The sequence below is a fragment of the Paracoccus sp. (in: a-proteobacteria) genome (assembly GCF_047973135.1).
GTDB lineage: Bacteria > Pseudomonadota > Alphaproteobacteria > Rhodobacterales > Rhodobacteraceae > Paracoccus.
Genome location: NZ_JBKEBL010000200.1, coordinates 1 through 10,801, shown reverse-complemented (window position 1 = coordinate 10,801; position 10,801 = coordinate 1). Strand labels below are relative to the sequence as shown.

Here is a 10,801-nt window from a genome sequence, read left to right as displayed (position 1 = left end):
AGGCATTGGCCATGGACGGGCGTCTGGTGATGATAGCCTTTCTCGAAGGGGCCAAGGCCGAGCTGAACTTTGCGCAGATCATGGTCAAGCGGCTGACGCTGACCGGCTCGACCCTGCGCCCGCAATCGGACGCCGCCAAGGCCGATATTGCCCGCGCGCTGCGCGAAAGGCTGTGGCCGCTTGTCGGATCGGGCGCAGTGACGGTCACGATAGACAGCGAATTCGCGCTGGCAGACGCGGCGGATGCCCACCGACGCATGGAAAGCAGCGCCCATATCGGCAAGATCGTCCTGAAAGTCGCCGGGGATCCGGCCAATGGCCATACGGACTGATCCGTGACAACGCAAACGGCGGTATTGAGCCTGTCGCGACAGTATAGCTGTCGGAAGCCGATTCGATCATCAAACTGGCGCAGCATCAGCGTAAAATCAAAGGGCTATAGTGACAGGCACAGCAGAAGGCCAGCGGATGACCGCAGGGGCGGGCGGTGCGATGCGCCTTGATTTCGGGCCGGGTCTGCCGTTCAGCCGTCACAAGGTCTGCCATCCCGTCGGCAGCAAAATCCGCGCCTTCGGCTTTCGGGGATGGACATTCCTGGGGGGCACCGGGGTCACAGGTTGAACACCCGCTCGGGCTGGACCGTGCCGCCCTGATAGCGGCCAATGCAGATCGGGCCACCGGTATCCGAGACCCAGACCAGTTCGCCCCATTCCGCGCCGCCCGTCACTTCGCCCGGATTGCCGTTGCGGATCTTGCGCGCGCCCTCGGGTGTGGCGCGCAGCATGGGCAGGTCGGCCAGCGCGGTTTCCAGTGGCAAAAGCTGCGATTCCAGCCAGTCCTGCGCATCACGGTCGATCTTGTCGAAGGCAATGCCGTCATCGGCGTCGAACGGCCCCGACCAGATGCGGCGCAGCGCGGCGACATGCCCAAGGCAGCCCAGTTCGCGCCCCAGATCGCGTGCGATCGACCGGACATAGCCGCCCTTGCCGCAGACCATCTTCAGCCGTGCGCTATCGCCTTCGGCGGTGATCAGCGTCAGGCTTTCGACCCACAGGGGACGAGCGGCCAGCTTGAACTCTTCGCCCTCGCGCGCAAGGTCATAGGCACGTTCGCCATCGACCTTGACGGCGGAAAAGGCGGGCGGAACCTGCATGATCTCGCCGGTAAAGCCCGCCAGCGCGGCCTGAATTGCCTCGGGGGCAGGGCGGGCGTCGGAACAGCGCAGCGCCGTGCCCGAGGCGTCGTCGGTTGTCGTCTCGGCCCCCCAGTTCACCGTGAAATCATAACATTTCAGCGCGTCGGTGATGGTGGAAACGGTTTTGGTCGCCTCGCCCAGGGCCACGGCCAGCACCCCGGTTGCATCCGGGTCCAGCGTGCCGGCATGCCCGGCCTTTTTCGCCTGCAAGGCCCAGCGGACCTTGTTCACCACCGATGTCGAGGTCACGCCCGCAGGCTTGTCCACCACCAGCCAGCCATTGATGTCGCGGCCCTTTTTGCGTGCCATGATGACCCCCTGGAAATCGAAGCCGGGCAGATAGCCTTCCTGCCGCGCCGGGTCAACCGGCGCTGTCCACAAGCCCGATGATCGGCCCCATGGACCGCCCGAAATCGGCGCGGTTCACCCCCGGCGCGTAAAGGCGGGAAATCGAGCCGTCGAAATACAGCGCGTCCCGCACGCCCAGCCCGTCGCGGAACAGCCTGCCAAATTCGTGAAAGGTCACGGGCCGGTCGGAAATGGCGAACCATGCCACCTGACCATCGGGCGACACGCCCACACCGTTGCGGATATAGCGGCTGTCGGAATCGGACAGAAAGCGCGGGTGCAGCGCGCCGTCGATCACCAGCATCGGGCCGGATTGCGTGGCAAGGCGGCATTCCGGGCCCTCCGCAGCAAAGGTCCGGCTTTCGATCACCTGAAAGGGCCGCGCCCCTCCGGTGCAGAAAACGCCATTTGGCAGCATCCCGAAATTGCCGCTGCCCGCATGTGGGTTCAGCGGCGCAAGTTCCTGCCCGTCGATCACCAGCAGCCCAACGGGCCGGTAATCGGGGTGGAACATGCCCGCGTTCATGGCAAAGCCCAGCGCTTCTCCCTGCGCCAGCGTCCGGCGAACATTGCTGAAACTGTTCAGTGGCCGCCCGTCCGGGCCGTCCTGCCACAGCCGCAGATCGGGTTCCTGCGCGGCATCGACCTGACAGACGACATAGCCCTGCCCGTCATGATCCAGATGCCCGCAGCCCTGGGACGCGGCGGGCAGTGCCATCGCAAGAATCATGCCCAGGGCAACGCCAAGCCTGCGCTGAACTTCAGGTATCATCGTTGTCGTCATCCTGATGCGCCTCGACATCGCGGCGCACGCGTTCGTCGGCGAACATGCGGCGGGTGTCGTCCATGCGGTCGAATGTCTCGTCAAGCTGGAACCGCAATTGCGGTGCATATTTCAGCGTCAGCCCCTTTGCGACCAGATGGCGCAGCTCGGGTGCGTTACGGCGCAGGGCGGCCAGCGCGTCCTCGGCCCCTTGTCCGCCAAGGGGCAGGACATAGGCCGTCGCGACCTTGAGATCGGGCGAGGTGCGCACCTCGCCCACGGTGATCGAGTGCCGGTTCAGGTCGGGGTCATGCACATCCCCGCGCAACAGCACGTCGGACAGGGTGCGGCGGATCAGTTCGCCCACCCGCAACTGCCGTTGCGAGGGACCGTGACCATGGGAAAATCGGTTCTGTGCCATGCGTCCCGATGTAGGGGGTCGCGGGCTGCACCGCAACGGGATAAAGGACGGCAAAGAAATGGGGGTGACAGATGAGTGACTTGCAACAGACCGAAACGCCGGATCTGCCTGGTATTGTCGTGACCGGCGCCTCGGGGCGGATGGGTCAGATGCTGATCCGGCTGATCCTTGACAGCGACCGGATGCGGCTGACCGGCGCGCTGGAGCGTCCCGGCCACGCATGGATCGGTCGCGACGTGGGCGAGGCAATGGGCGGCGCGCCGGTGGGGGTGACGGTCAGCGACGATGCCGTCGGCGTGATCGCGACGGCGCAGGCGGTGATCGACTTTACCTCGCCCGCCGCCACCGTCGCCTTTGCCGAACTGACCGCACAGGCCCGCGCCGTGCATGTGATCGGCACGACAGGGCTAGAGGATGGCGACCTGGCGAAAATCGCCGCTGCTGCCCGCCACGCGCCGGTTATCAGCGCGGGCAACATGAGTCTTGGCGTGAACCTGCTGGTTGGCCTGACCCGCAAGGTCGCCGCCGCCCTGGGCGAGGATTGGGACATCGAGGTCGTCGAGGCCCATCACCGGCACAAGGTCGATGCGCCGTCCGGCACGGCGCTGATGCTGGGCGAGGCCGCCGCCGAGGGGCGCGGGCGGGCGCTTGCCGATCTGCGGACCCCTGCGCGCGAGGGTATCACCGGCGCGCGCGAGACCGGCAGTATCGGCTTTGCCGCCATTCGCGGTGGCGACGTGGTCGGCGAGCATGACGTGATCTTCGCCTCCGAGGGCGAGCGGCTGATCCTGCGTCACGTCGCCACGGATCGCGCGATTTTTGCCCGTGGCGCGCTGCGGGCGGCGCTGTGGGGGCAGGACAAGAGTCCGGGTGAATACGACATGTCGGATGTTCTAGGGTTGAATTGACCCCAGATGATTCGCCGTTTGGCGGATGCAATTCAGTTGACGTAACGGCACCTAAAACATTTCTTTACTGTGATCATCTTTTGGTTGAGTGAAAATCCTTCACTCAACCAAAACTCTAGACCGTGTGATCAAAAAACCTCATCTTTTGGACAGGTTTTCAATCCAACCGTATAGTTCTATTCAACTTTGTGCCGAGTTTTTTTAGTGTTGGTCTGTTCGCGTCGGGATTGTGTTCCGATGCCACATGTCTTGTTCATGAGGTGTAAAGATATGAACTTTTTGAAAGCACTTGCCGTCACTGCATTTGTCGCTCAGGTGACGGGTACTGCCCAGGCTGCGTCCGTAGATGCCACTTTGACAGGTATGGACGGAGATTACGTAAATATTTCATTTGGAAGCGGCGCGTCCGCGCCCAACTATGCCCCGCTGGCGGCAGAGTTCTCGTTCGCATCCAGCGCGATCGGGGATTTCCTTGCCTATTGTGTGGATATCACGGCTTCTCTGGTCAAAGACCCGAACGTGACAGTCACCTACGAAACCGATCCGAATCTGTTCAACGCGACGAAAAAGCAGAAAATCCAGGATCTGTTCGACGCGAACTATGCCGATGTGGACACCACCGTCGAGAAGACGGCGTTCCAGGTCGCGCTGTGGGAAACCGTTTATGGCGACACCTTCGAATATCTCAGCGGTGGCCCGGCCGGTGTAGGCACGGTTCTCAACAATTATCTGTCTGCTGCGGCAAGCTGGACTGGAAGTCAGGTCTGGAAACTGACCTATCTGTCCAATGCCAATCCCCAATCGCAGGATCTGGTCACGGCCAGCCCGATCCCGGTTCCCGCTGCGGGCCTGCTGCTGCTGGGCGGACTGGGTGGTCTGGGCTTGTTTGCGCGCCGTCGCAAGTCTGCCTGAGCAAAACAGGAACTATCCACACTCAAGGAAACGGGCAGCTTTCGGCTGCCCTTTTTCATGTCGGAAACCTGACCAACAGATCATTGCACCTGCGGGCCAAGTGGATAGAAGCGGGTGCATGAACACGACCCGACTGATCGCCGATGAATACATGACTGCCGCGCTGGCCCGGATGCTGGCCGCGACAGCGCGGCCCGGCGACACGATCCTGCTGGACGGACCGGTGGGGGCGGGCAAGACGCATTTCGCCCGCGCCTTCATCCGCGCAAGGCAGGGCGACGCGGCCGAAGACGTGCCCAGCCCGACCTTCACGCTGATCCAGACCTATGACGACCCGTATGGAACCGAAATCTGGCATGCCGACCTGTACCGCCTGACCGACCCGTCCGAGCTGGACGAGCTGGGGCTTGACGAGGCGATGGACAGCGCCATCTGCCTGATCGAGTGGCCCGACCGGATGGAAACTCTGCCAGCCGGTGCCGTGACCGTCGCCATGGCGAATACCCCCGATCCGGCGATGCGTGACATCACCGTGATCGGCGGCGATCCCCGCGCGGTCCGGCGCGCCGGTTTCGTCGCGGGCGCGGGCTGGGGCGAGGCTCGGGTGGTGCCGCTGGCGGGCGATGCTTCGGCGCGGCGCTATTTCCGGCTGACCGGTGTGCGGGGCAACGCCGTGCTGATGGACGATCCGACGGGCGCGTGCAGGGCCTTTACCGGCATGACCCGCTGGCTGCGCGATCGCGGCTTTGGCGCGCCCGCCATTCTGGCCGGAGATCAGGATGCCGGGCTGCTGCTGGTCGAGGATCTGGGCGACGATCTGGTGGCGCGGGTGCTGTCCCGCGATCCCGCGCTGGCACCGGAAATCTATGGCCGGATCACAGATGTGCTGGTCGATCTGCATCGCCATCCGGTGCCCGATTTCGTGTCCCCGCTGGACGGACCCATGCTGGCCGATCAGGTCGGCCTGTTCGCCGAATGGTATCCGCGCGCCGTGGGCCATGACGACGACCGTGCCTTGGAAATCGCCCCTCTGATCGCGCGGCTGCATGCCGATCTGGTGGCCGATACCGCGCCGGTCCCCACGCTGCGCGATTATCATGCCGAAAACCTGATCTGGCGCGGCCCCGCCCCTCTGGGGCTGATCGACTATCAGGACGCGGTGGCCTGCCATCGTGCCTATGATCTGGTCTCGGCCTTGCAGGATGCGCGCCGCGACGTGGCACCCGATATCGAGGCCGCATGCATCGCCCGATATCTGGCCGCGACGGGGCTTGACGAGGCGCGGTTCCGCGCCGCCTATGCCTTGCTGGGAACGCAGCGCAACCTGCGGATCATGGGCATCTTTACCCGGCTGTGCATCCGCGACGGCAAGCCGCGCTATCTGGACTTCATGCCCCGCGTCTGGGGCCATGTCAGTCGCAACCTGACCCATCCCGCGCTGGAGCCTCTGGCGCGGATCGTGACGACCCTGCCCGCGCCCGACGCGGACACGACCGCAAGGATCCTGTGCCAATGCGCCCGCCGCTGATGATCTTCGCCGCAGGTCAGGGATTGCGGATGCGCCCCCTGACCGACACCCGCCCAAAGCCGCTGATCAAACTTGCGGGCCAGACGCTGCTGGATCGCGCGCTGGCGATGGCGCGCGAGGCGGGGGCAGGGCCGGTCGTCGTCAACACGCATTACATGGGCGATCAGATCGCTGCGCATCTGAAGGGGCAGGATGTCACCATCAGCCACGAGCCCGGCCCGGTGCTGGATACCGGAGGCGGGCTGCGCAACGCGCTGCCGCTGCTGGGCGCGGGGCCGGTGATGACGCTGAACCCCGATGTGGTCTGGACCGGGCCGAACCCTCTGACCGCGCTGATCGGTGCGTGGCGCGATCACATGGACGCGCTGCTGGCATTGGTCCCGCTGCGGCAGGCCACGGCGCGGCTTGGGGCAGGGGATTTCAGCCTCGATCCGCAGGGGCGCATCGGACGCAAAGGCGATTTCGTCTATTGCGGTGCGCAGATTGTCCGCACCGAACGTCTGGCAGAGATCGCTGATCAGGTCTTTTCGCTGAACAGGCTGTGGGATCTGCTGATCGCGGATGGCCGCGCCCATGGCATGATCCACCCCGGCGGCTGGAGCGATGTGGGTCGCCCCGAATCCATCCCTCTGGCCGAGGCGATGCTGGCCAATGTCTGACTGGCAGGCTGGTCTTTTCGCCCTGCCTTGCGGCACGGATTTCGCCGAACAGTTCGTCACCGGCTTTCTGCAACGCATGGCGGACGCGCCGCCCGAAACCATTGCGCGCACGACGATCTATGCCAATTCCGCCCGCACCCTGACCGCCATTCAGGCGGCTTTCGACCGGCACGGCCCGCTGTTGCTGCCACGACTGCATCCCGTGACGGATCTGGGCATGGGCGCGGCGGCAATGCCGGGGCCGGTCGCCGCGCCTCTGGCGCGCAGGCTGCAACTGGCACGGCTGATCGACCGGCTGCTGCAAACCCGCCCCGATCTGGCGGCGGGGCATTCGGTTCCGGCACTGGCCGAGTCGCTGGCCGCGCTGATGACGGAAATGCAGACCGAGGGGTGCGACGCCGACGCGCTGGACACCATCGATTCCGGCGACCACGCCCGGCACTGGCAGAACGCGCTGGCCTTTCTGCGCATCGCTGCACAGTTCCATCTGACCGGCACTCTGGCAGACCGGGCCGCAAGACAGCGCGCGGCGGCCGAGACTGCGCTGGCCGACTGGACCGAGGGTCGGAACCTGCCCGATGCGCCGGTGATCGTCGCCGGCTCGACGGGGTCGCACGGGGCGACACGTCAGTTCATCCGCGCCGTGGCGGCGCTGCCCAATGGTGCGGTGGTCCTGCCGGGCTTTGACTGGCATCAGCCAACTGGTCTTTGGGACGGGCTGGAACGGACCGAGGATCACCCGCAGGCCCGCTATGCCCCCCTGATCCACGAGGCCGGTTATCCGCGCCCCTGGACCGACAGCCCCGCCGCCGTGCCGGGCCGCAATGCGCTGATCTCGCTGGCGCTGCGCCCCGCGCCCGTCACCGACCAGTGGATTGCCGAGGGGCCGTACCTGCCCGATCTGGCGCAGGCGACCGAGGGGCTGACCCTGATCGAGGCCGAACAGCCGGGGCAAGAGGCCGAGGCGATTGCCCTGATCATGCGCGAGGCGGCGGAACGTCATCAGGCCATGACCCTGATTGCCGCCGATGGCGGGCTGGTCCGGCGGGTGACGACGGCGCTGGATCGCTGGGGTCTCAGGCCCGATGACAGCGCGGGCCGCGCGCTTGACCTGACCGCGCCGGGGCTGTTCCTGCATCAGATTTCCAGCCTGTTCGGCCAGGCGATCACGATCGACCGGCTGCTGATCCTGCTGAAGCACCCGCTGACGGCCAGCGGATCGTCCCTGATCAAACGCGGCGAGGCCCGCCGTCTGGCCCGCGAACTGGAATTGCGGCTGCGCGCCCGTGGCCCTGTCTTTCCCGATGGCGACACGCTGCGCGACTGGGGCAGCAGGGGCGACGAGACACGCAAGCTGTGGGCGGAATGGCTGGCCGCGATCCTTGACCGCCTTGCCGGTTTTGCCAAGGACCACGCCCCCCGCCCCTTGCCTGACCGCCTGTCAGATCTGTACGCTATGGCCGGGGCGCTGGCCGCCGGGCCGGGCGGCGATGCCGAAAGCTCTGGCCTGTGGCAGGAAAAACCGGGTCAGATGACACGCGCCGTAGTGGACCATCTGGCCGCCCATGCCGCCGAAGGGCCGGACATGTCCCCCGCTGATTTTTCGGCACTGCTGGTCGCGGAATTGCGTGCTCAGGCGGTCCGGGGCGATGCCGACATCCATCCGCTGCTGAAAATCCGCGGCCCGCGCGAGGCGCGGATCGTCGGCGATGAACTGGTCGTGCTGTCCGGCCTGAACGAGGGCGAATGGCCCCGCGCGCTGACGCCTGACCCGTGGTTGTCGCGCCAGATGCGCCAGCAGGCCGGGCTGACCCTGCCGGAACGGCTGATCGGGTTGTCGGCGCATGACTTTCAGCAGGGCATCGCGGCGCGGCGGGTGATCCTGACCCGCGCGAAGCGGAACGCCGAGGCCGAAACCGTCCCCTCGCGCTGGCTGAACCGGCTGACGAACCTGCTGACCGGCCTGCCTGAACGGGACGGCCCACAATCGCTGGCGGCGATGCGCACAAGAGGAGGTCAATGGCTGGCCATGGCCGGGGCGCTGTCAAGGCCCGAAACGGTGGACGTCCCGGCCCCGCGTCCCTCGCCCATCCCGCCCGCGCCGCCGTTCACAGAACTGCCGGTCACGGATATTTCACTGCTGATCCGCGATCCCTATGCCGTCTATGCCAAGCGAGTGCTGGGTCTGCGCCCGCTGAACCCCCTGCGCCCCGAACCCGACGCGGCGCTGCGCGGCCAGACGCTGCATGCGATTGTCGAACGGCTGCTGAAAGCCGCGCCGCCCGCGCATCTGCTGCACGCAACCCTGTTGCAGATCACCGCCCAGGTGTTGGAGGAACAGGTGCCCTGGCCCTCGGCACGCGCCTTCTGGCAGGCCCGGATCGAGGGAATCGCCCGTCGGATCGTTACGGATGAGGTGGCACGCCTGGACGAGGGCCGTCCACAGATTATCGAGGCTCGCGGCGCGGTCAGCCTGGCCGGAATGGATTTCCGCCTGACCGCCAAACCCGACCGCATCGACCTGCTGAATGACGGGCGGGCGATGATCTATGATTACAAATCCGGCAAGCCGCCCACCGACAAGCAGATCGCAAGCTTTGACAAGCAGCTTGTGCTGGAGGCTGCGATGGCGCGGCGCGGCGGCTTTACAGTGCTGGGGCCTGTGGATGTTGCTGGCATCCGCTATATCCAGCTTGGCGGCGACGGGCGAACCCAGGACCGCGCCCATGATGCCGGGATCGAGAACGAGAACTGGGAGGGATTCGTCCGCCTGATTGCCGCCTATCTGACTGGCGGAACCGGCTTTACCGCCAAACGCGCGCCTGAACGGATGGGTTATGCGGGGGATTACGATCACCTGTCGCGCTTTGGCGAATGGTCTCTGGCCGACGATCCCAAACCCGAAAGGGTCGGTCATGACGAATGATGCGACGCTGAACCAGATCGCCGCCGCCGATCCGGCGCGATCCACCTGGCTGACGGCAAATGCCGGTTCGGGCAAGACGCGGGTGCTGACCGACCGGGTGGCGCGGCTGCTGCTGGCGGGCTGCGCGCCCGAACGCATCCTGTGCCTGACCTATACCAAGGCCGCCGCGACCGAGATGCAGAACCGGCTGCTGCACCGTCTGGGCCAGTGGGCGATGCTGCCCGAGGCGGAACTGCGCGATGCGCTGGCCGATCTGGGCGAGGCCGGCGCACCCGATCTGGCCCAGGCGCGGCGCCTGTTCGCCCGCGCCATCGAAACGCCGGGCGGGCTGAAGGTGCAGACCATCCACAGCTTCTGCGCGGCGCTGCTGCGGCGGTTCCCGCTGGAGGCCGGGGTGCCGATGGGCTTTGCCGAACTGGACGACCGCACCGCCCGCGCGATGCGCGCCGAGATCGTCGAGGAAATGGCCGAGGCGGGCGATCCGACGATGCGCGACCTGACCGCGCTGCATGGCGGCGACAATCTGAACGGCTTTCTCGCCGGGCTGTCCGAGGCCGATTTTCCGGCCCCGCCGGATCCGGCGACAATCCGGGCGGCGCTGGACCTGCCCGCCGGGCTGACCGTGGATCTGTTGCTGGATCATGTCTTTCAGGGGGGCGAGGGCGACCTGTTCGACGCGCTGATCCCGATCCTTGCCGGTGGCGGCAGCATGGACGGCAAGCTGGCCGACAGGCTGCGGCGGGGCGACTGGCGCGATGCGGGGATGGCCGAACTGGCCATTCTGGTCGATGCGCTGCTGACCGGGGCCAAGGCCGGCGAACCCTTCACCGCCAAGATCGGCAGCCTGCCGACCAAGGCGCTGCGGCTTGGCCCCTGCGCGCCGTTCATGGCCGATCTGGAGGATCTGATGCGGCGGGTCGAGGAGGCGCGGCCTCACGCCATGGCGCTGGCCTGCGCGGAAAAAACGCTGGCGCTGCACCGCTTCGGCCATGCCTTCACCGCCCGGCTTGCCGCGCGCAAGGCCGCGCATGGCTGGCTGGATTTCGACGATCTGATCCGGCGGACCGCGCGACTGCTGCAGGAATCCAGCATGGCGCAATGGGTGCTGTGGCGGCTGGATGGCGGCATCGACCATATCCTT

The 10,801-nt window shown here is 66.2% G+C and carries 10 protein-coding genes; 7 read left to right on the top strand and 3 right to left on the bottom strand.

What is annotated here, in order from left to right; all coding sequences use genetic code 11:
• On the top strand, nt 1-332 hold a 332-nt coding region (locus ACK5L9_RS15735; protein WP_416912415.1), incomplete at its 5' end, for a zinc-binding dehydrogenase.
• Between the two features lie 278 nt (nt 333-610).
• On the opposite strand, the gene truB is transcribed toward ACK5L9_RS15735, so the two are convergent.
• From truB to rbfA, 3 genes are read right to left on the bottom strand one after another with little or no spacing between them, the layout of a single operon-like run.
• Nucleotides 611-1,504: a tRNA pseudouridine(55) synthase TruB gene (gene truB / locus ACK5L9_RS15730; protein WP_416912414.1), complete on the bottom strand. Its 894-nt coding sequence runs from the start codon at nt 1,502-1,504 to the stop codon at nt 611-613.
• A 52-nt stretch (nt 1,505-1,556) separates the two neighbouring features.
• Entirely contained in the window at nt 1,557-2,315 is a 759-nt protein-coding gene (locus ACK5L9_RS15725) for a phosphodiester glycosidase family protein (protein ID WP_416912413.1), read from the bottom strand.
• Nucleotides 2,305-2,727 (bottom strand): 30S ribosome-binding factor RbfA, encoded by a 423-nt coding sequence (gene rbfA / locus ACK5L9_RS15720; protein WP_416912412.1) that lies wholly within the window; start codon nt 2,725-2,727, stop codon nt 2,305-2,307. The genes ACK5L9_RS15725 and rbfA overlap by 11 nt, the downstream gene beginning before the upstream one ends.
• 71 nt (nt 2,728-2,798) lie before the next feature.
• Between rbfA and dapB the strand changes: the two genes are divergently transcribed.
• The 6 genes from dapB to ACK5L9_RS15690 all read left to right on the top strand — a co-directional run.
• The gene (gene dapB, locus ACK5L9_RS15715) at nt 2,799-3,635 is read left to right on the top strand and encodes a 4-hydroxy-tetrahydrodipicolinate reductase (RefSeq protein WP_416912411.1); all 837 of its coding nucleotides are present in this window, start codon (nt 2,799-2,801) and stop codon (nt 3,633-3,635) included.
• A 270-nt stretch (nt 3,636-3,905) separates the two neighbouring features.
• Nucleotides 3,906-4,547 carry a VPLPA-CTERM sorting domain-containing protein gene (locus ACK5L9_RS15710; protein WP_416912410.1) on the top strand — a complete coding sequence of 214 codons (642 nt, stop codon included), beginning with the start codon at nt 3,906-3,908 and terminating at the stop codon, nt 4,545-4,547.
• 118 nt (nt 4,548-4,665) lie between these two features.
• Nucleotides 4,666-6,075 (top strand): tRNA (adenosine(37)-N6)-threonylcarbamoyltransferase complex ATPase subunit type 1 TsaE, encoded by a 1,410-nt coding sequence (gene tsaE / locus ACK5L9_RS15705; protein ID WP_416912409.1) that lies wholly within the window; start codon nt 4,666-4,668, stop codon nt 6,073-6,075.
• The gene (locus ACK5L9_RS15700) at nt 6,060-6,734 is read left to right on the top strand and encodes a nucleotidyltransferase family protein (RefSeq protein WP_416912408.1); all 675 of its coding nucleotides are present in this window, start codon (nt 6,060-6,062) and stop codon (nt 6,732-6,734) included. Before tsaE ends, ACK5L9_RS15700 begins: the two co-directional genes overlap by 16 nt.
• The gene (addB, locus tag ACK5L9_RS15695; RefSeq protein ID WP_416912407.1) at nt 6,727-9,660 is read left to right on the top strand and encodes a double-strand break repair protein AddB; all 2,934 of its coding nucleotides are present in this window, start codon (nt 6,727-6,729) and stop codon (nt 9,658-9,660) included. Before ACK5L9_RS15700 ends, addB begins: the two co-directional genes overlap by 8 nt.
• Nucleotides 9,650-10,801: UvrD-helicase domain-containing protein (locus ACK5L9_RS15690; protein WP_416912406.1), on the top strand; the 1,152-nt coding region annotated here is incomplete at its 3' end. The genes addB and ACK5L9_RS15690, both read left to right, overlap by 11 nt.

Bases quoted from the DNA above. Each gene is read 5' to 3' on its own strand.
- truB (WP_416912414.1), bottom strand. From the start codon at position 1,504: ATGGCACGCAAAAAGGGCCGCGACATCAATGGCTGGCTGGTGGTGGAC.
- ACK5L9_RS15725 (WP_416912413.1), bottom strand. From the start codon at position 2,315: ATGATACCTGAAGTTCAGCGCAGGCTTGGCGTTGCCCTGGGCATGATT.
- rbfA (WP_416912412.1), bottom strand. From the start codon at position 2,727: ATGGCACAGAACCGATTTTCCCATGGTCACGGTCCCTCGCAACGGCAG.
- dapB (WP_416912411.1), top strand. From the start codon at position 2,799: ATGAGTGACTTGCAACAGACCGAAACGCCGGATCTGCCTGGTATTGTC.
- ACK5L9_RS15710 (WP_416912410.1), top strand. From the start codon at position 3,906: ATGAACTTTTTGAAAGCACTTGCCGTCACTGCATTTGTCGCTCAGGTG.
- tsaE (WP_416912409.1), top strand. From the start codon at position 4,666: ATGAACACGACCCGACTGATCGCCGATGAATACATGACTGCCGCGCTG.
- ACK5L9_RS15700 (WP_416912408.1), top strand. From the start codon at position 6,060: ATGCGCCCGCCGCTGATGATCTTCGCCGCAGGTCAGGGATTGCGGATG.
- addB (WP_416912407.1), top strand. From the start codon at position 6,727: ATGTCTGACTGGCAGGCTGGTCTTTTCGCCCTGCCTTGCGGCACGGAT.